Source organism: Desulfofarcimen acetoxidans DSM 771 (genome assembly GCF_000024205.1).
Classification (GTDB): Bacteria; Bacillota; Desulfotomaculia; order Desulfotomaculales; family Desulfofarciminaceae; genus Desulfofarcimen; species Desulfofarcimen acetoxidans.
The window spans coordinates 2050149-2068815 of the sequence record NC_013216.1 but is presented as its reverse complement, the minus strand read 5'-3'; the positions used below and the strand labels follow the sequence as shown (position 1 = coordinate 2068815).

Sequence of the window (18667 nt, the reverse complement as noted above, 5' to 3'; positions counted from 1 at the left end):
CTCACAAAACCTTCACGTTGATAGAATATAATTAAGCAACCATACTTACATACTTTAAAAAAACGAATATAATGAAAGAGGTGAAAATGATGATAAGCAGCATTAGCAGTGCAGGGAGCGCCTATTATTACCAAAAACTAGATACCAGTAAGCTGTCTAACAAAACTGATGCAAATCAAGACAGCAATATTAGCAAATCTGAAATTGAGGCAATATCGAACTATGCTAACAAGACTACTGATGACGGTATTTTTTCAGAAATTGATACTGATGAGGACGGTTCTGTCACACAGGAAGAGTACGACGATTTTATCAAAAAGCTACAGGAAAACACTGATAAAATGCTGACTCAAATACGAGAAACGGATAGCAGCAAACAGAGCTCTGAAGTTAGTAAATTATTTAGCAAGATTGATTCAAACCAAGACAATTCTGCAAACCAAGGTAAACCGCCCTCCTTTTCTGCAAAAATGCAGCAGGATGCAACGAATCAAGTGTCTGGAATAAATAGTTCAGGACAAACTACAAGCACATCAAGCGATACAGATACAAGCAGCAAAGTCTTTTCAGAAATGGATACCAATCAGGATGGAACTGTCAGTCAGGAAGAAATGGAAGCCTATTTTGAAAAGAAAAATCAAGAAATGGAAGAAAATATCGGACAGAATACTGGTTTTCCCCATGGAAAGGATGCAACAGGGCAAGGCTCTAATACAGTTTCTGGAGTAAATGGTTCATCATCCGGTGATTCAGGTACAGATTCAACTTTTAAAGCTTTTCCTGAAATGAATGCTAATCAAGATAGCTCTATCAGTCAGGAAGAAACGCTTGGTTCGAATAGCGGTAATAACAGCAAATCTTATCAGTATTCTCATGGAGTTCAAGAATATCTAAAAAGCTATAACCTAATGACACCGGACTTAAGTCAGTTAATGTATAAAGCGTAAACAATTTTACCATGATTTTTTAGAATCAATTTCAGTGCCTTAATTTTTCTGCAGTCGCTAATCACGCTAAAGATGTTCTCCTAAAGGCAAAGGTTTTAGACCTGACATTTTGAAAATAAACGGACCGGCACAGATGCACCAGTCCGTTTAAGTTTTACAACTGCCGCCAGATAATCCATATGCGCAATCAATACAAGGTTCCATTTTTGCATGTCAGATACAGACTCAACTACCTTATCCGCATGAACTGTTATGTTAATTTTTATTTGCAGAATTATTTATTTTGCAAAATCGTTCATTGCAATAACAATATAGATTTTCTATAAATATACCGCGAATTGTTTATTTACTTGGCGGCTTATTATATCCTTTGTCTCCGTAGGGCTGCAGCTTCTCCAGCCACGTCTTTTCCATTTGCTTGAGCTCCCAGCGCATGTCGATAACTTTGTCGGTGACCTTTTCCTCCAGTACCTCGTAGATGAAGGCTTCCGGCCCAAGATCATTCCAATCCTTTTGCATCTCAGAATTTACATGCCTGCCCATAAACAGTTGGCTTTGTATGGTCAGCCATTTGTTTTTTAGGTTGGGATAGGCTGCTACGTAAATTTTGCCGTTGGCATTGTTTGTTATTTGGATTACACCCATGTAAGTCTTAAGCTGCTTGAATTCCTCCAGAAGTTCCTTGCGTCTTTTCTTGTCCATGCTTTTCTTTCCTTTCGGGACAAAATGTTATCTTTAAACCCGTTGCATTTTGTTCACTAGAAAATATCACACATATTCCTTTTTAATAATTGCCAATATGCCTTTTCTTTTAATATCGGGGATAACAGATAAAGTCTTTCCCATATGATTTCTACATCATTACTAAGTTATAATAACTTTTTTATGCTTTAGAACAGTTATTAATCTCACAATTTTACCTCCAATACAATTACTAGACTAGTAACTTACTAAGCCACTAAACTACTAAATAAATTATATTCTTCTTAAAACGTTATGTCAATATATGATCTTGTCATCTCCAACTTATGCAAAACAAAGCGCCCGGGAATTTTCACTAATTTCTACACTTATCGCGCACTCTTCTATACGTCAAGGTCCTTAAAGGATATAAGTTAATCAAACTATTACTGTTTATCAATACCATTATTTTACACAACCTTCCTAAACCTAACATGAAAAGTAGTACCCTCTGTGCCCGTGTCAATTTTTATACTGGCGTTATGCCTATTTGCAATACTATAACAAGTAGCTAAACCTAAACCTGTCCCATTATCCTTGGTAGTAAAAAACGGCGTACCTATTTTATCAAGTATTTCAGCAGGAATTCCATTGCCACGATCTTGTACCGTTAATACTACTTCATCATTATCAATATATGTACTTATAGTTAAGAATTTCCCCGAAGTCATCGCCTCAAGACCATTACGAACAAGATTAATAATAAGTTGACGAATCTCTTTTTCGTCCATTAAAAACATAAAAATTTTCTTCAATTTCAAATTTATATAATTATCTATAGATGAGCAAAACATCCTTTTTTCAATATAATAAAGAAATGCGTTGGTGAGATAATCTCTCAACCAACGCATTAAATATTTCATCACTAAATTCTACAAGAAAACCTTTCCAACTATTCACTGTGCCAAATGATAAGGCACAACAATTACTGTAACATACTTCTCATTATCAAGACCTATCAGCGTGATTCTTAAAACTATAATAAATAATTCCTTCTTGCTTTAGATAATCTAAAGATTCCTTTAGTTCTGTTAAACTTATTTCCGCGAACCTGGCCAAATTTGATAATGAAATATTAACCGATATTGCCTCCTCTCTACCATAAAAAACTTTTTCCAGGGAATAGATGTTTAGAAGTACAGTTACGGTTTTACCTAGAGGTGATCCGGTTTTAATCTCATAAAGCAGTTTAACAAATAAGTCTATTTGATTAACCATTGCTTGCACCAAATTTTGGTTCGTTTCATATTCATTGCTTTTCCATTGCGCTTGACAGTTTTTATGATAGTTCTTTGTCATCCTTCAACTCTTTCAGCAGGCATTAGCGGCATCAACAAGCAGATCCTTATTCAATAAACTTATTCTTTGTCCCTTAGTTAAAATTGCCCCTTCTTGCCTTAGATTAATTAATACATTGGTCACCATCACTCGCGACGCATTTACAAGATTAGCCAAATCCTGATGTGTAAGTTCAATATTTATAATAACTCCTTCCGGAGAAGGCTTACCGTATTCATCTGCTAGCCTCAGCAGGGTTGCGGAGATTCTGCCCTTAACATCACGAAAGGCAATATTAGCTACCTGATCAGTGTAATCGTTTAACTTTTTACCTAATAATTGAATTATTTTCAAAGAGGTTCTAGGATTTTGCAAGAGCAGTATAAAATGCTCTTTATTGCAAGAACAAATAAAGGTATCCTCTATGGCTTGAGCATTCATTGTATGCTTAGAATCATCCAAAAATGTATTTTCACCGAAAATATCATCTTCCTTCAGAATATCAAGAGTTATTTCTTTTCCACCCTCTGAAATCTTAAATAACCTGACTCGTCCGTACTTAATAAGATAAATGGTACAGGTTGCTTCACCTTCCCGGAAGATAAATTCATTTTTGTTATAAAGCTTTCTACCGGCCAGTGCTCCTACTCTTTCTCTTTCAACAACATCAAGGGTTGAGAAAATTGATAAATCTTTCATACAGCTAATTTTCTTCATTTCCATACCTCTAATTTCACTCCAACAGTTTTGCCAAATTATCTAACTCAATTGTAATTATTTCTATAGGTACCTGAGTGTATTCGAAAAACTCAAGAATTGCTTCATCGTTGATAGGACTTATTCCTGTGTCAAGCAGTAATATCCGATCATAAAAACCAAAGTTTTGCCTGGCATCAATTTCATCCCATTTTAAACCTTCAACAAATATCTTGCGCCAGTTTTCCAGCCAGCCGCTGGTTAAATAGAAAGTCCGTGCCTCGGCGTCTGTTTCAGCCATTTTATTCCCAAACAACATGTCAATACAATTCTTTGCTTTAATTATTTGCCCTCCCCGTTCAGCAACCATATTCTCTATTTCCGGATGGCATTGTGCACCAAGCACTACAAAAGTATCTCCATTCATTTGATCCATTGATCGGGATAATTCATCTTTTAGTCTGTTAAGATCTACGTGCAATGCCGGATCGATATAGTTTATTTCAACTTCTTTATCTTTAAGCAAATAATCTAACTCCTGTTTAATTATACCACAAGCTAATATTTTTTTACACATACCCGTTCCTCCTTTAGTTTTATGAGAAGAAAGGTGCTAAATTTAGCACCTTTCCTCAACTCCACCGTTTTATAAACCCGCTCTGCTCACGATTGTTTCCGCTACCACTTCCGCACTGGTAAAAGGAAAATCATTTGCTGTCAATAGTTTGCCGGCTTCACCTGCAGTAACTTCTAAATCACCCGCCTTGCAAGTGGTAGCTGCCCCATTTGGAAATGAGGACAACAGCGCTTCAGGAGTAGCAATAGGAAAATTAGCCTTTTCTAATGCACCAATAATTTGACTTTTTATAATTTCACGTACTGACATAATTTTTACCTCCTTAGTATGATGATATATCCTTGTGCTTTCATAATAATCTAAAGACTCTATTAAATCAGTAAACTATTTTACAAAAATACTGAAAATTAATACCGGGAATATTGATATTCGAAACGTTTTACAAAAATGCAAAACATTAAAAACCCCCGCAAATTTGCGCAATATATTGCATGCCACCACGTATGAGAATCCAATCAATTAAATACCATAATCCAGTAATTAACCCTTGACTTCTATTTAAGAGGCAAATATAATCTTAACAGACCGACCGGTCTGTCAAGGAGGTGATTCTTTGAGCAAAGAATCAAAAAAAGATTTAATAGCAAATACAGCCTTAACCTGCTTTATATCTTCCGGTTATGGAGGTACCTCTGTAGATGAAATTGTGCGTACTTCGGGGGTCAGTAAAGGTGGTATCTATTGGCACTTTAAAAGTAAAGAAGATATTTTCCTTTATCTAGTGGAGCGGTGGATTAATGATGGGATTAATGAATACATATCCTCACTAATGCCTTCTGATTCGGCTGCTGAAAAACTAACGAAATATATTGAACATTATCTTAATAATATTGATACTCCAGTCACCGCACTAATCCTGGAATTCGTTCTTCAGGCAAAAGATTTAGAGATCATGGAAAAATTACATAATTTCTCTTCGAAATCTCTTAGTGTTCTTGGAGAAATTATTGAAACTGCAATTAAAAAAGGAGAGTTTTGTCCACTCGAACCAACAACTACCACCCAAGTATTCTTTTACATGATTGATGGTATTGGACATCAGTTACTGATTCACAAGGATAAAAAGTTACTTGAAAAGACCTTAAGAAGTGGACTGGCCATTTTTTTAAAGGGTGTTTTATAAGTTGACTAATTAAAATACCATTCAGCACCATAATAAATCCTTTTTCATAAATTTTAAATGGAGAGGTGTTAACTAATTTGAAACGTGTAATAAGCCTGGCGGCAGTTCTTCTATTGGTTACTTTTATTGCCAGTGGATGTGGACAAAAAGAAAAGGTTTCCCAAGAAGAAAAATTAGTTCCGGTTGAAACTTTGAAAATCTCCAGTACTGCCTTAACTCCGACATTAAATACCACCGGTGAAATTATTGCCGGAGCGGATGTAAACGTAATGCCTAAAGTAACCGGACGTGTGCAGCAGGTAATGGTTAAGGTAGGAGACACGGTACATAAAGGACAAACCTTGTTGCAACTGGAGGAAAATGATGCAAAGAATTCCTTGGACCAGGCAGGAGCAGGCCTTGACCTTGCTCAGGCTAACCTTGAAAGAGCTCAACAGGCACTAAAGGATGCTCAGGTAAACTTTGAAAGAAACAAGTCTTTGTATGAAGCTCAAGCTATTTCTAAATCTCAATATGAGCAGGCCGAAAGTGGTCTGGTTACTGCCCAGAGTAATCTAAATGTTTCGCAGGCCCAACTAAAACAAGCCCAGGCAACACTGAATTCCGCTCAAGATAACCATAATAATTTTACTCTTACTTCTCCTATTGATGGCGTAGTGGCGGCTGTCAATGTTGATTCCGGCGAAATAACAAGTCCCCAAGCCTCCCCCATCACCGTTGTGCAGATAAATTCTACCAAGGTGAAAGTCAATGTATCTGAAAACGTGGTGGACTCTATTAAGGTAGGTTCTAAGGTTCCGGTAACCATTAATGCTATTAATAAAACTATTAATGGAAACGTGCTCTCGGTGGCCCCCAAAGCAGACCCGGCAACACGTGCTTTTACTGTGGAAATACAACTTCCCAATGATAAAGGTGAGATTAAACCAGGTATGGTTGCTAAATTAAACTTATCCACCGGTAGTTCTGCAGCAGTTCTGGCATTACCTCTTGATGCTGTGCTGGAAAAGGATGGTCAGTATACTGTGTTTATTGTAGAAAACGGTAAGGCTAAGGAGGTTTCTGTCAAGGTTGGTATCACCTCAGGGGAATTAATAGAAATTAAATCCGGCGTAAAAGAGGGACAAACCGTTGTGGTAACTGGTAACAGATTGGTGGCTAACGGGCAGAAGGTGAAAGTGGTTAAAGAAATAGGGGGTGCGGCTAAGTGAAATTAGCAGATATATCTGTTGATCGCCCCGTCGCCATTTCCATGTTAATCATTGCCCTGATTGTTCTTGGCCTTTTCTCTTTACCTCGCCTGGCGGTGGATCTCTATCCGGATATGGAACTGCCCTATGCTGTTATTTCAACCTCCTATGAAGGGGCGGCACCGGCTGAAGTAGAACAGTTAATCACCAAGCCCTTGGAATCAGCGGTGGCAACAACTGAAGGTATCAAGGAAGTACGCTCAAATTCACAAAACGGTTTCTCTTTGGTAATTGTCATATTTAACTGGGGCACCAATATGGACAATGCCACCAATGATTTGCGTGAAAAAATTGATTATGTTCGTGGAATGCTGCCTGATGATGCCGGTTCTCCCAGAGTCATGAAGTTAGATCCCAATCAGGCACCAATCATCTCATTCTCAATTACCGGTGCCCAAGGAGATGTCGTAAAGCTTAAGAAAATAGCCGAGGACGATATTCAGCCTAAGCTGGAACGGATAGGTGGTGTCGCTTCCGTATATATAAGTGGCGGTAAAACACGGGAAATTAAAGTTATCTTAGATCCAGCTAAAATAGAAGCCTACGGTTTAAGTGTTAACCAAGTTATGCAGGCCATCTCGTCTGATAACGTTAACGGTACTGCCGGTGTTGTGGACAAAGGCTCTACTGAAACTTCCATTCGAGTAGTTGGTGAATATAAAAGCATCGATCAGCTGAAGAAAATTCAGGTTAGTTTAGCTAACGGCAACTATATTGCTCTGGAAAATCTGTCCACCGTTGAAGATTCTTTCAAAAAAGAAAGTCAGTTTACCTTTGTAGACGGCAAAACCTCCCTGGGTCTGAATGTTATGAAAGCTACTGGGGGGAATACCGTTCAGGTGGCCAAACAGGTTATGGCGGAGGTAGAAAAATTAAATAAGACACTGCCCGATGGAGTCAAGATTACCACCATCATGGATACTTCCAAATTTATTAAGGACTCCATTAATAACGTTGTGGATCACGGCCTAATGGGTGGTATCTTTGCTGTATTTGTCCTATACCTGTTCCTGCGCAATGTCCGAAGTACCCTTGTGGTTGTGCTGGCTATTCCGATTTCTATCATTGCCACCTTCTCCTTAATGTACTTTGGTGGCCAAACCATCAACATGCTTTCTCTGGGCGGTCTAATCCTGGGTATGGGTTCCCTGGTAGACTTTTCAGTGGTAGTTTTGGAAAGCATCTATCGCTACCGGCAAAGTGGTTTTGGCATTATTGAAGCTGCCAAACAAGGTACCTCTGAAGTAGTCAATGCTGTTACTGCTTCCGCATTAGCTCAGGTAGTAGTATTCATGCCCATTGTATTCGTGCAGGGAATAGCTGGGATTTTATTTAAGCCTATGGCCTTAACCGTAAGTTTTTCCCACATTGCAGCACTTTTTGCCGCGATAACCCTGGTTCCGATGTTGTCTGCCCGGTTGCTTAAGAATGTTGCTCCTGCAAACGAAGCATTACCCGAGGGTAAAACTAAAAGTCCAGTGGCAATTTTTGGTAAGTTCTTATACAAATTGAATGAACGCTATGGTCGAGTTTTAGGATGGTCACTGAAAAACCGTAAAAAAGTTGTGGGACTAACTGCTGTTCTGTTCATTGCCAGCATTGCAGCCACACCTTTAATTGGAACTGAATTTATGACAACTATGGACCAAGGTGAACTTACGGTTAATATTGATATGCCTGCAGGTACTAAAGTGGAAGAAACCTCCCGGGTTGCCAGTGACCTTGAAAAATTGGCCCGTCATCAGGTAAAGGAAATTGAGCGTATTTTTACCACTGTTGGCAGTGGCGGCGAGCTCTCCTTTCTCGGAGGCAGTGCCAGTGATAAGGCCTCACTGCAAATAAAGCTTATACCCTTAAAAGAACGAACTATTACTACAGAGCAAGCTGCGGAAAAACTTCGCCAGAGCATGCAAAATGTCCCCGGTGCTGATATTACTGTAAATCTTTCAGATAGTTCCGGTGGTCCTTCCAGCACCGCGGTGGATATTGCCATCCAAGGTGATGATTTAACGGTCCTCGAACAAATCGGTGATTTGCTGGTGGAAACTGTTAAAGGTGTTGAGGGCACGAGAAACGTGACCAACTCCTTGACTGAAGCCAGTTCTGAAATGCGTATTAATGTTGACAGAGAGCAAGCTGCCCGCTATGGACTGTCAGCCAGTCAGATACTCTCGGCAGTCAGTACATCCTTTGACGGTAAAGTGGTGAGCAGTATGCGTACCGGTGATGATGAAGTGGATGTGCGTATGATTACTCCGGAAGATACGAATAAGAGTATTGCCAACCTGAATAACCTAACCATCGTCTCACCAACAGGCGCCAGGGTACCTGTTTCGGCGGTGGCCAGTGTCGAATCGCATCGTGTACCAACCGAAATTACACGTACTGACCAGACCCGGGAGGTTCGGATTACTGCGGATGTAACCGGCCGTGACGTAGGTAGTGTTAATAAGGATATCCAGACAGCAATCAGTAAACTTGCCTTACCGGATGGCTACACTGTTAATTACGGCGGACAGGCTGAAGATATGGCGGAATCCTTTGCAAGTTTGGGCATGGCCTTAATACTCTCAGTGTTACTCGTGTTTATGGTAATGTCTGCTCAATTTGAATCCTTATTCCAACCATTTATTATTATGTTTTCGTTACCGCCAACCTTTATTGGAGCGATTTTTGGTCTGGGTATTACGGGAAACCCCATCAGTGTAACAGCTATGATTGGTGCGATTATGCTGATAGGAGTTGTATTAAATAACGCTATTGTGCTGGTGGACTACATTAACGTTCTGCGCAAAAAGGGGCATCAGCGTGATGAAGCAATTTTAATGGCCGGACCGATCAGACTGCGTCCAATTTTGATGACTGCTTTAACTACCGTGCTGGCTCTGCTGCCTATGGCCTTTGGTACCGGTGAAGGTGCCGAAGCTCAGGCCCCAATGGCTATTGTAATTGCCTTTGGTTTAACCTTTTCAACGGTCATTACACTGGTACTGGTACCCGTAGTTTATACCATATTTGACGACTTGGGTAAGAAAATATCCGGTAAATTTAGCAGATTACGTTTGCCAGGATTTAAAACAAAACAAGCTTAATAACTTGAAGCCCTCTAAATATATTGCATTTATTACCTGAGGCGAAGTAAGGCATTGTCCTTACTTCGCCTCTTTTATAGAAAATCAATATATGCTATACTATTATTGTCTATCCTCTACATATATTTACTAATATGAATAGCACTAAACTGCTGGCGCAGTGATTTATTTGGTATTATATATTAGGCCAATTTAAATTGAACTCCATAACCTCCCCTGGGATAACTCCACCAAATATTTCCGTTGGGACAGGCAATTCTACAGGCACCACATTCCAGGCATCCTTCATAACCAACGGAAATCCGTCCTTCTCTCCACTCATATACCCTGGCCGGACAAAAAACGGTACAATCCTTACCGGGACAACGGTTTTCACAAATCGCAGCATCAATAATTATTAGATGGGACCGGTTATCCGGCTTCCAGCGGTTTAGATACAACTTATCGTCTATATTTACGTTAATATTCAGATCCTTGGCTTTTATTTCTTGCTTATTTTTCATTACTTCACCGCCCTCCATACTTTATAAATATCTTTGCCCAGTGCGTACAAATTGCTGTTTTTCAATATATGCTTAATGATTAAATTTTGCTTTTTGCGTTTACTGACACCATCCACCGTTAACATTTCATGCAGGGCCATATTGGTAGCCGGAATATATTCATTGAGAAACCTGGGGTTTGTCTCCAGTAAATGAGATATATTTTTATACTTCTTTAAATCCTGAATAACGAAGCTGTTTCTCAAATTATCTTCATAATGAGACAGCTCGCGGACAGTGAACTCACCGGTATTATGCGCCTGGATAATAGCCTCTGCGGCCAAACGGCCGGAAGTCATAGCCAAATTACTCCCTTCCCGGTGAATGCCGTTGACAAGTTGGGCGGCATCTCCCACCACTACTACACCATTGCCCACTAATTTGGGAATAGAGTTATAACCGCCTTCCGGAATTAAATGAGCGTAGTATTCCACCGGTTTTCCCCCTTTAACAAGAGGAGCCACCATGGGGTGTTTTTTTAAAGCTTCCAGAAGCTCATAGGGCCGCACTTTCATTTCTCTGATTTGGGATAATAAAGCACCTACTCCAATAGAAATATGTTCTTTGTTGGTATAAATAAAGGCAGTCCCCACCAGACCTAAGGTGGCGCTTCCATATATCTCAATGGTAGCCCCCAGTCCGGGGTCGAGATTAAACCGCTCTTCAATCACACCGGCAGGTAACTGTAGTTCTTCCATCACTGCCAGGGCTACTTGCTGTGGCATCCACTCCGCATGGAAGCCTAATTGCTTGCTCAAAAGGGAATTAACACCGTCAGCCAATACTACTACATTGGCATAAAGCTCACCCTCCGGCCGGCCGGTACGTATTCCTACCACCCGCTCATTTTCCACGATACAGGCTTCCACCACAGTTTCATTAATCACCAGGACTCCCGCTTCAATGCATTTACCGGCAAACCATTGATCAAACTGTCCCCTAAAAACCGTAAAACAATTATAAGGTTCCCTTGCCCATTCCTGCGTTTTGTAGCCACTGGTAACCACCGACTGGTCATCCATCAACCAGAATCTCTGTTCCACTACAGGCCTTTGTAACGGAGCCTCCCGCCAGAATTCCGGTATCAGATCGTCCATCATAGCCCGGTAAAAAACTCCCCCCATGACATTTTTCGCTCCGGGGTAGTCACCCCTTTCTATCACTGCAACAGACAGACCTTCTTGGGCCAATTTATAAGCAGCAGAAAGGCCTCCTACACCTGCACCTACAACTATAACATCAAATTTTTCCGGCACAGCTAGATCCCTCCTGACTCATCAGTTGCCTGGCTAAAGAGGCTTTATTTTCTGCCAATAATTCCTTGAGCGGCTCTGTTAAAAGAGGAACGATTTTAAATACATCTCCAACTATCCCATAGGTGCATTCCTGAAAAATCGGAGCATCAGGATCGGTATTAACTGCAATTATGATGTCAGAGCCCTTGATACCAACCAAGTGTTGAACCGCCCCGGAAATCCCCAGGGCCAAATATATCTTAGGTGCTACAGTAACACCCGTTTGTCCGATTTGATATTTCTGTTCCACCCAACCTGCTTCAACGGCTGCCCGTGATGCTCCAACCTGGGCGTCAATAGCACGGGCCAGTCCAAAACAAATCTCTATGAAACCGGTTCGGTCCCCTAAACCCCGGCCTCCGGCAACAATTATCTCAGCATCCTGCAGGTTGACCTTTTCTCCCTGTTCTTTAATCACTTCCAAAACTCTGGTGAGAATTTTATTTTCATCCAATTCTATCTCCGGCTGCACCAATACTCCTTTACGATTGGGTACAGGTGCTGCCATGCGCATTACTTTAGGCCTTATAGTAGCCATTTGCGGCCGGTGCCGCCTGGCCACAATAGTAGCCATAATATTTCCGCCAAATGCCGGCCGGGTGGCTAATAACAGGCGCTGCCCGGAATCAATATCAAGTTCAGTACAATCTGCAGTCAAACCGGTTTTCAATTCTGTCGCCACTGCCCCGGCTAAATCACGACCGACAGTAGTAGCTCCTATTAATATTACTTCCGGACAATATTTCTCGGCCAAATCAACCATTACCCTCATATAAGGTTCTGTTCGGTAATAGTGCAGGCTGGGATGATCAATATAAAATACCCTGTCAGCTCCGTATTCATATACTTTGTCCACTAAACCACAAACCTGATCTCCCATCAGTACACCCGACAGTTCCACATCAAGCTTTTGAGCTAATTTCCCCCCGGCTCCGAGCAGTTCCATTGAAACAGGTAGGATCTGTCCTTCTCTTTGCTCAATGAATACCCAAACTCCCCGAAAGCGGGACAGTTTATCTGACTCAACTAATGCTGCCGGAGATTTAGCTGCAGCCGCTGTCAAACTGTCCGATTTTCCGTTAACACCTACAGGTAACTGCGGCAAACTGATAGCTCCTACCGGGCAAACCCCGATACAGCCGCCGCATTCTATACAGTTTTTAGCTATCACTTTACACAGCCCGTTATCATCTATATATAACGCCCCATGAGGACAGGCTGATATACACGCCTGGCAGCCAATACAGGTGTTTGAAACATTTACCGTCACCTTGCTTGCCTCCCCCTGCTGTAAATTACTGCATTAACCTATAATGAAGTTTTTCAATTAGCCCGTTAATTACGCTTCGTTCATCACCTTGAAAAATTTCTCCCTGATTTCGCGGGGAAGGGGCAAAAATTTTAATTACGGACGTTGGTGAACCGTTAAGTCCCAACATTGCATGTTCTGCTTCTATATCCACAGCACTGAGTATTTTCGGTTGATAGCGGGCGCCCCGCAGCATGTTAGTAAGGGAAGAATAGGATAATTCATTAATTTCCTTCTCCACCGTAAGCAAACACGGTAATTTAGACGTTACTATCTCATAACCGTCATTCAATTTGCGTTTAATTTTGATATCTTTCGAGTCAGGAGCTACTGCTAAAATTTTTTGCACATAGGTCAGTTGAGGAATACTCAGTCTTCTGGCAATACCCGGTCCTACCTGAGCAGTATCACCATCGACAGCCTGTTTACCGCAAAAAATAAGGTCAAAGGGTTCTCTGCTGCACACCTGCTGAATGCCACGGTATAGTATATAACTTGTGGCCAGTGTATCTGAACCGGCAAACATTTTATCATTTAATAAGTAGCCTTCATCTGCACCCAAAGCAATACTTCTTTTTATAACCTCTGCTGCTTTCAGCGGACCCATTGAGATTACTGTTACTTTACCGCCGAATTTATCTTTTAAACGAACAGCTTCTTCTACCGCATGACTGTCATAAGGGTTTATAATAGCCGGTACACTGGAGCGATCTAAAGTGTTTGATTGAGGGTCAATTCTAACTTCGGTTGCATCGGGCACTTGCTTAACGCAAACAATGATATGCAATAGAATCACCTCACTTGTCGATGTTGATATATTACCATTAAATATAATTTTGTGGTATGGTTTAGGTTACCTAATACGGTATATTAAGGTAAAGTATTTTGATACAGAAATTTATTAAACTTTTTAATTTATTAGATAAAAGGATTATCTCAGCTCTGAATAGTAACCGTGTACATTCGAAAAATCTTAAAGCCTTAAAACTAAAGGCTTTATTTTTTACTTTTTTTAACTTCACCTCAAGAAAACCATAAGTTTCGGGTTGCGGCTAAATATCATAAATTAGCTATTATAAGAGAGATTAGTATCAAGATTTTGTTGATGATTTTCTAACCCGTTATTATATTTCGACCGGTTAGTACTGTGTCCGGAATCTAAGAAAAGAGGACTTTACGAACATCATTAAGACTTACTGTTAATTAAAAGGATACAGTAATAACAATAATAATATAATTAAAAAGGATAATTATTTATTGTTAATCAATAAATAATGTGTTAAAATCATTTTATCATTAAATTAGTGAGGTACTTTAAATGAATATTAAACAAGGTTCAACCACTTTCTTAAAGGTAGTTATTTTTCTGATTGGAATTGCGGTGCTTGCTTTGTGTATCTTTTGGTTACCTGGGCTAGCCATTAGAGAACCAAAAACACATCCAGGGGACTACTCGCTATATCCTTTATTAGGATATGCGTATGGATGCTGTATTACGTTTTCTGTTGCATTGTATCAAGCTTTTAAACTATTAACCTATATTGAAATGAACAATGCTTTCTCAGAGTTATCACTTAAATCTTTGAAGGTCATAAAGAAATGTGGTTTAACAACTATCTTCTTCATTGTGTTAGGGATAGTAACCTTAAAGGTAATTGCTAAAGTCACAGGAGATGATCCAGCAGGTCCTATATCATTAAGTCTAATGGGTATTTTGGCAACAAGTATCATCACTGCTATTGTTGACGTGCTTCAAAAACTATTAAAAAATATTTTAGATACAAAACCAGAAAATGATTAACGTTTTGATAAAATTCAATTAGTGAGGTTCTTTTTATGAATTTACTTTGCTCTGTATCAACCCCTCACCTCCCGGTAACCAAAATTAAAACCGCCCTGGTGGACGGTTGTCAAAGAACTATTTATTATATTCAACTTGACCGCCATAGATAACCTGTTGGTCTTTTTGATCCTCCGGCCGGTTAACTACCAAACTATCGGACCAGTTAGTTAGAAAAATTTTAATTATTAGCGGGTATACTTTAATTGTATTTGCGGTTTCACTCATTTCTTAGGTTAACAGATGCTGACAAGGGCTTTAGTATAGCAATTTATGGCTTTGCTCCTTTTAATTTATGCCCGAATAGCAAATTTGTTTTTCTATAATAAACGAGTTCTAAACTGGTATCCTTATTCTTAGTCTCTATTCCTTGGTTAATTTACGTGAGTTTTTCTTCTCTTTCTCCCAGTTAGCACAAATAACCGGTTGGCCTTTAGTTAGATAGCTATAGCAGGCATAACAGTTACGGCAGGTTACAATTTCCTCTTCTCGTCCTTCCATAGCTTTTCTGGGCCAGAGGGGATCGCAAAGGAGAACACGGGCCAGCCCGATTAAGTCTGTTTGGTCTTTTTGCAGCAAACCTTCAGCAAGTGTTGGTGTAACGATACGCCCTGCTACTATCACCGGTATGTTAACCGCTTTTTTAATCTGTTCAGAAACAGTCGCAGCGTAACAGTCTTGTGCAGATAATTTTTGAAACTCCTGGTTTAAAACCGGTGATTCATTAGATCCCGTCATAACTGAAATATAGGTAATCCCGGCCTTTTCCAGCTCCGAAGCAAATATCACAGCCTCTTCTATTGCAAAGCCCCCCGGTATCCATTCATCAGCCGTCAGGCGATAACCGACAGGAAAATCACCAACAAGCTCCTTAACTGCACGAACAACTTCCAGTGGAAAGCGCATTCTGTTTTCTAATTTTCCACCATAAGTGTCGTTCCTACGGTTTGTATAGGGAGAAAGAAACTGCATCATTAAGTAACCTCTTCCACCATGTAATTCTACAAGATCAAAACCAGCCTTTTTTACCCGCACAGCAGCTTCGGCATATTTTTGGATTATAGTATTTATTTCTTTTTCAGATATTTCTCGTGAATTCTTGCAAAAAGGAGATTCAAAAGCTGACGGAGCCAATGGCGTTTCAACAAAAGAGTAGCGTCCCTGGTGGTTAATCTGGCAGGCTGCTAACGCGCCACCTGTTTTTATAGCTGCTGACAATTTGGCTAATTCAGGAATAAATCGATCCTCATCAGAACGCAAGATTCTTATACCACCAACGGTAGCATGATCAACAGAGGTATTTTCAACCACAATCATTGCCGCTCCGCTAGCCCCCATTTCTTTGTAATGCTCAATTATCATTTCCCCGGCTGTCCCATTATCATTTGCATAAGCAAGAAAAGTGGGAGCCATGGTAATTCGGTTAGACAGATTAAGTGGTCCTAACCGGAACTTTTGAAAAAGTAAAGGATAAGGATAAGCTAAACTCATATACTACACTCCTTTAATTGTTTATAATCAATTCAAGACTTAAAGATCCCATCTTTGTTTTATGTTTTAAAAAATGCAATTTTTACCTTAGACAAACTAATGCTTGAACAGTTGATGTGAAATGTTATGCCGTGTCACTGAGAACATATCAGAAATATACCGGCTCTATCAAAAGATTTTATTAAATATAAGGTATAATCTACTTCGATAATTACCCTATCTCTTACAGTACTGTTATAACCGTGTTATAGGGCGGCTGAATGACCTACCAAAGGCCGGGGCGAAATAACCGCGTGGCGTCCGGCACACCAGGAAAGGAATGATTAATATTCCACGCGTACCATTCACGCTGCCAGTCAGACTAGCTATAAGACTGATGCATGTACAAAACTAAAATGAGGTAATACTTTTCCCATAACTGAACCGTTACGGGCGGAAAGATATCTCTTTTCCATATCTTTTGCGGAAATACGCTCCATAATTTTATAACCTCGTTCAGATAAAAAGGATTCAATTTTCTCTTCCTCAATCCAAAACAGGATTTTGTTTATTACAGGAATGCTACTAATTCAAATAAAACACTTTAGAACTTTTTGGATAAGTAGCTCGTTATCGTTTTAACCCAACATCAGATTAACTTAATTAAAGACTATCACTTGAACGAGTTATAAAATTGTTTCAATTCTGCTTTTATGTCTGCCGAAAGTTGGTTTTTCTTAATACCCTGAATAGCTCCTTCCAATGCATACAGGCGATGAATACAAGCGGAAGGATCAATAGCTTTTATCTTGAGCCAAGCTTGTTTACTACCCGTATCCTTTAGTTGTTCATAGGTTGTAATCCCAACTTCATTAAGTTGCTGCTCAACAACCGCTCCAATATTGGGTAGCACCTCTAAGTTTGCCATATACCTTTCCTCCTCATCCTGCTTGTCTTGTTTTATGAATAATTCGAAGGCATTTTGTGGGTGATATAGTTTAACGTTTTGCTGCTAATAATTTTTGCCACATTTTGAGGTTATACTAATTTTTTTCATTATGTATTATAACAATAAATCTGTTTTAATTGAAGACAGTATATTACATAATCAAACCTGGATAGCCAAATTTACCAACTAAATCCAATAACTATTAGTAAAATCACGGGTAATAAGGGGGTGTATGGAAAACTTTTTTATTTAATAAAACCACTTAGATGGCAGCAAGAATGTCCATGGTATTGTGACTATCGCAATAGTGAGTGAAACCTTAAATCTAAGTTGTTCATCTAATATTTGTTTTTGGAAAACAATTCTATAATTAAATAAATATATGAAATATGATGCTACCAACATGGCAAATATTATTATAATAACACCCCCTAGATGACTAAACGGATCAAAATATATTGCTGAAATCAATTCATATGGCAACCCCAAAAAGTCGCCTAAAGTTCCTATTGCAAACAATATGACTGTTCCCATTATATCTGCTAAAAAACCATACATCCAAACCTTTAATATGTTATTTTTGTAAAATATTTTTAAATCATTATGAGTATCAGACAACTTATAAATAAAGAAACAAGCCAACATTACTAATGAATCAATAATAAAATTACCAATAAGAGTTATAAATATTAATGGTGGGAAAAATAGTAAAATCCAAATTGGAAAAATAATATTGTATAGCTTATCATGTTTCATATCTTGGCTCCCTTTTGGAAAATGGACATTTGTTGGGGATATTTTATAATAATTTAAATTAAAAAATAATTTTTCCTTGATTTAATGAAACATCGTGCAAAAATGTTATAAGGTTAAGTTTGCTTGTGCTTATATAGTACCAATGTTTTGTGTTGGTCCATTCCTACTACATAATTGGTTGTTATAAGATTTTAGTATTAGGAATAACCATTTGCGATTATATAACAGGTTTTAATTAATCACTTCATTAAGATATTGGTAACTCTGTTTTATTTGACATTCTCCCCATGGCTAAAGCCAGGAGATTCCGAGGTCAAACCCCGAGGGCAGTACAATCACCTCTAAGCAGTCGCTTACGCCGCTGCCTTACTTTTCTTTTTCTGGACTACCGATGGTTTCTTACGGGGTGTATTTAGAACCTGCACACGGTAGGGATTTAAGAATATATCCTTATCCAGGACGGAAAAATCCCCATCCGACCGGTACTTGCGGATGATATTCGCTGCACCGTTGATGTCGGCATGAATAACACAACCGTTTTTTGTTCGATACAACCCCCGCTTAATCCGTCTACCGCTGAAGGTATATTCATTTTTGTTCGCGGGATCGTACTCTGGCAAAAAATCCTTATCAAGGAAGCTAGCTTTACTGGTGTAGCTCTCCTCTACCTCAATATAGGTGATACCGTACTTATCGCAGAGGTTTTTCAGAATACGCCGGAACTTCCAGAGGGAGATTTGTA

19 protein-coding genes are annotated in these 18667 nt (G+C 39.4%); 5 read left to right on the top strand and 14 right to left on the bottom strand.

Annotated features, from left to right (window positions below):
* The first annotated feature begins 86 nt into the window (after nucleotides 1-86).
* The gene (locus DTOX_RS09570) at nucleotides 87-947 is read left to right on the top strand and encodes an EF-hand domain-containing protein (RefSeq protein ID WP_015757491.1); all 861 of its coding nucleotides are present in this window, start codon (nucleotides 87-89) and stop codon (nucleotides 945-947) included.
* A gap of 342 nt (nucleotides 948-1289) precedes the next feature.
* Here DTOX_RS09570 and DTOX_RS09565 read toward each other — a convergent pair whose 3' ends face one another.
* From DTOX_RS09565 to DTOX_RS09540, 6 genes are all read right to left on the bottom strand, one after another.
* Entirely contained in the window at nucleotides 1290-1649 is a 360-nt protein-coding gene (locus DTOX_RS09565; RefSeq protein WP_015757490.1) for a GIY-YIG nuclease family protein, read from the bottom strand.
* Nucleotides 1650-2098: 449 nt separating this feature from the next.
* Complete coding sequence (locus DTOX_RS09560; protein WP_042315627.1) at nucleotides 2099-2539, bottom strand: ATP-binding protein; 441 nt, start codon at nucleotides 2537-2539, stop codon at nucleotides 2099-2101.
* 97 nt (nucleotides 2540-2636) lie between these two features.
* Nucleotides 2637-2987 carry a hypothetical protein gene (locus tag DTOX_RS09555; protein ID WP_015757488.1) on the bottom strand — a complete coding sequence of 117 codons (351 nt, stop codon included), beginning with the start codon at nucleotides 2985-2987 and terminating at the stop codon, nucleotides 2637-2639.
* A 12-nt stretch (nucleotides 2988-2999) separates the two neighbouring features.
* Complete coding sequence (locus DTOX_RS09550; RefSeq protein ID WP_015757487.1) at nucleotides 3000-3683, bottom strand: Crp/Fnr family transcriptional regulator; 684 nt, start codon at nucleotides 3681-3683, stop codon at nucleotides 3000-3002.
* Between the two features lie 16 nt (nucleotides 3684-3699).
* Entirely contained in the window at nucleotides 3700-4239 is a 540-nt protein-coding gene (locus DTOX_RS09545; protein ID WP_015757486.1) for a DUF1638 domain-containing protein, read from the bottom strand.
* 69 nt (nucleotides 4240-4308) lie between these two features.
* A complete protein-coding gene (locus DTOX_RS09540) occupies nucleotides 4309-4548 on the bottom strand; it encodes an MTH865 family protein (RefSeq protein WP_015757485.1) in 240 nt (79 codons plus the stop codon).
* 304 nt (nucleotides 4549-4852) lie between these two features.
* On the opposite strand from DTOX_RS09540, the gene DTOX_RS09535 reads away from it, so the two are divergent.
* From DTOX_RS09535 to DTOX_RS09525, 3 genes are all read left to right on the top strand, one after another.
* A complete protein-coding gene (locus DTOX_RS09535; RefSeq protein WP_015757484.1) occupies nucleotides 4853-5422 on the top strand; it encodes a TetR/AcrR family transcriptional regulator in 570 nt (189 codons plus the stop codon).
* Between the two features lie 77 nt (nucleotides 5423-5499).
* Nucleotides 5500-6633, top strand: a complete 1134-nt coding sequence (locus DTOX_RS09530; protein WP_015757483.1) for an efflux RND transporter periplasmic adaptor subunit — start codon at nucleotides 5500-5502, stop codon at nucleotides 6631-6633.
* Nucleotides 6630-9764: an efflux RND transporter permease subunit gene (locus tag DTOX_RS09525; RefSeq protein WP_015757482.1), complete on the top strand. Its 3135-nt coding sequence runs from the start codon at nucleotides 6630-6632 to the stop codon at nucleotides 9762-9764. Before DTOX_RS09530 ends, DTOX_RS09525 begins: the two co-directional genes overlap by 4 nt.
* Before the next feature lie 182 nt (nucleotides 9765-9946).
* Here the strand turns inward: DTOX_RS09525 and DTOX_RS09520 are convergent, their stop codons facing one another.
* From DTOX_RS09520 to DTOX_RS09505, 4 genes are read right to left on the bottom strand one after another with little or no spacing between them, the layout of a single operon-like run.
* Nucleotides 9947-10267, bottom strand: coding sequence for a ferredoxin family protein (locus DTOX_RS09520; RefSeq protein WP_015757481.1), 321 nt, complete (start codon nucleotides 10265-10267; stop codon nucleotides 9947-9949).
* On the bottom strand, nucleotides 10267-11562 hold the full coding sequence (locus DTOX_RS09515) for an FAD-dependent oxidoreductase (protein ID WP_015757480.1): 1296 nt from the start codon (nucleotides 11560-11562) through the stop codon (nucleotides 10267-10269). The genes DTOX_RS09520 and DTOX_RS09515 overlap by 1 nt, the downstream gene beginning before the upstream one ends.
* Nucleotides 11546-12871 carry an FAD-binding protein gene (locus tag DTOX_RS09510; RefSeq protein WP_015757479.1) on the bottom strand — a complete coding sequence of 442 codons (1326 nt, stop codon included), beginning with the start codon at nucleotides 12869-12871 and terminating at the stop codon, nucleotides 11546-11548. Before DTOX_RS09510 ends, DTOX_RS09515 begins: the two co-directional genes overlap by 17 nt.
* Nucleotides 12872-12896: 25 nt before the next feature.
* Complete coding sequence (locus DTOX_RS09505) at nucleotides 12897-13697, bottom strand: electron transfer flavoprotein subunit beta/FixA family protein (protein WP_015757478.1); 801 nt, start codon at nucleotides 13695-13697, stop codon at nucleotides 12897-12899.
* A 531-nt stretch (nucleotides 13698-14228) separates the two neighbouring features.
* On the opposite strand from DTOX_RS09505, the gene DTOX_RS09500 reads away from it, so the two are divergent.
* Nucleotides 14229-14711 carry a DUF2975 domain-containing protein gene (locus tag DTOX_RS09500; protein ID WP_015757477.1) on the top strand — a complete coding sequence of 161 codons (483 nt, stop codon included), beginning with the start codon at nucleotides 14229-14231 and terminating at the stop codon, nucleotides 14709-14711.
* A 402-nt stretch (nucleotides 14712-15113) separates the two neighbouring features.
* Here the strand turns inward: DTOX_RS09500 and DTOX_RS09495 are convergent, their stop codons facing one another.
* From DTOX_RS09495 to DTOX_RS24280, 4 genes are all read right to left on the bottom strand, one after another.
* Nucleotides 15114-16241 (bottom strand): oxidoreductase, encoded by a 1128-nt coding sequence (locus DTOX_RS09495; RefSeq protein WP_015757476.1) that lies wholly within the window; start codon nucleotides 16239-16241, stop codon nucleotides 15114-15116.
* Between the two features lie 652 nt (nucleotides 16242-16893).
* A complete protein-coding gene (locus tag DTOX_RS09490) occupies nucleotides 16894-17148 on the bottom strand; it encodes a TfoX/Sxy family protein (RefSeq protein ID WP_015757475.1) in 255 nt (84 codons plus the stop codon).
* Nucleotides 17149-17418: 270 nt separating this feature from the next.
* Nucleotides 17419-17925, bottom strand: a complete 507-nt coding sequence (locus DTOX_RS09485) for a hypothetical protein (RefSeq protein WP_015757474.1) — start codon at nucleotides 17923-17925, stop codon at nucleotides 17419-17421.
* A gap of 353 nt (nucleotides 17926-18278) precedes the next feature.
* The gene (locus DTOX_RS24280; RefSeq protein WP_422698403.1) at nucleotides 18279-18638 is read right to left on the bottom strand and encodes a zinc ribbon domain-containing protein; all 360 of its coding nucleotides are present in this window, start codon (nucleotides 18636-18638) and stop codon (nucleotides 18279-18281) included.
* Between the last annotated feature and the right edge of the window lie 29 nt (nucleotides 18639-18667).

What these genes read in the sequence shown, in the direction of transcription:
- DTOX_RS09570 (WP_015757491.1), top strand. Translation starts at nt 87, where the DNA reads ATGATGATAAGCAGCATTAGCAGTGCAGGGAGCGCCTATTATTACCAA.
- DTOX_RS09565 (WP_015757490.1), bottom strand. Translation starts at nt 1,649, where the DNA reads ATGGACAAGAAAAGACGCAAGGAACTTCTGGAGGAATTCAAGCAGCTT.
- DTOX_RS09560 (WP_042315627.1), bottom strand. Translation starts at nt 2,539, where the DNA reads ATGCGTTGGTTGAGAGATTATCTCACCAACGCATTTCTTTATTATATT.
- DTOX_RS09555 (WP_015757488.1), bottom strand. Translation starts at nt 2,987, where the DNA reads ATGACAAAGAACTATCATAAAAACTGTCAAGCGCAATGGAAAAGCAAT.
- DTOX_RS09550 (WP_015757487.1), bottom strand. Translation starts at nt 3,683, where the DNA reads ATGAAGAAAATTAGCTGTATGAAAGATTTATCAATTTTCTCAACCCTT.
- DTOX_RS09545 (WP_015757486.1), bottom strand. Translation starts at nt 4,239, where the DNA reads ATGTGTAAAAAAATATTAGCTTGTGGTATAATTAAACAGGAGTTAGAT.
- DTOX_RS09540 (WP_015757485.1), bottom strand. Translation starts at nt 4,548, where the DNA reads ATGTCAGTACGTGAAATTATAAAAAGTCAAATTATTGGTGCATTAGAA.
- DTOX_RS09520 (WP_015757481.1), bottom strand. Translation starts at nt 10,267, where the DNA reads ATGAAAAATAAGCAAGAAATAAAAGCCAAGGATCTGAATATTAACGTA.
- DTOX_RS09500 (WP_015757477.1), top strand. Translation starts at nt 14,229, where the DNA reads ATGAATATTAAACAAGGTTCAACCACTTTCTTAAAGGTAGTTATTTTT.
- DTOX_RS09495 (WP_015757476.1), bottom strand. Translation starts at nt 16,241, where the DNA reads ATGAGTTTAGCTTATCCTTATCCTTTACTTTTTCAAAAGTTCCGGTTA.
- DTOX_RS09490 (WP_015757475.1), bottom strand. Translation starts at nt 17,148, where the DNA reads ATGGCAAACTTAGAGGTGCTACCCAATATTGGAGCGGTTGTTGAGCAG.
- DTOX_RS09485 (WP_015757474.1), bottom strand. Translation starts at nt 17,925, where the DNA reads ATGAAACATGATAAGCTATACAATATTATTTTTCCAATTTGGATTTTA.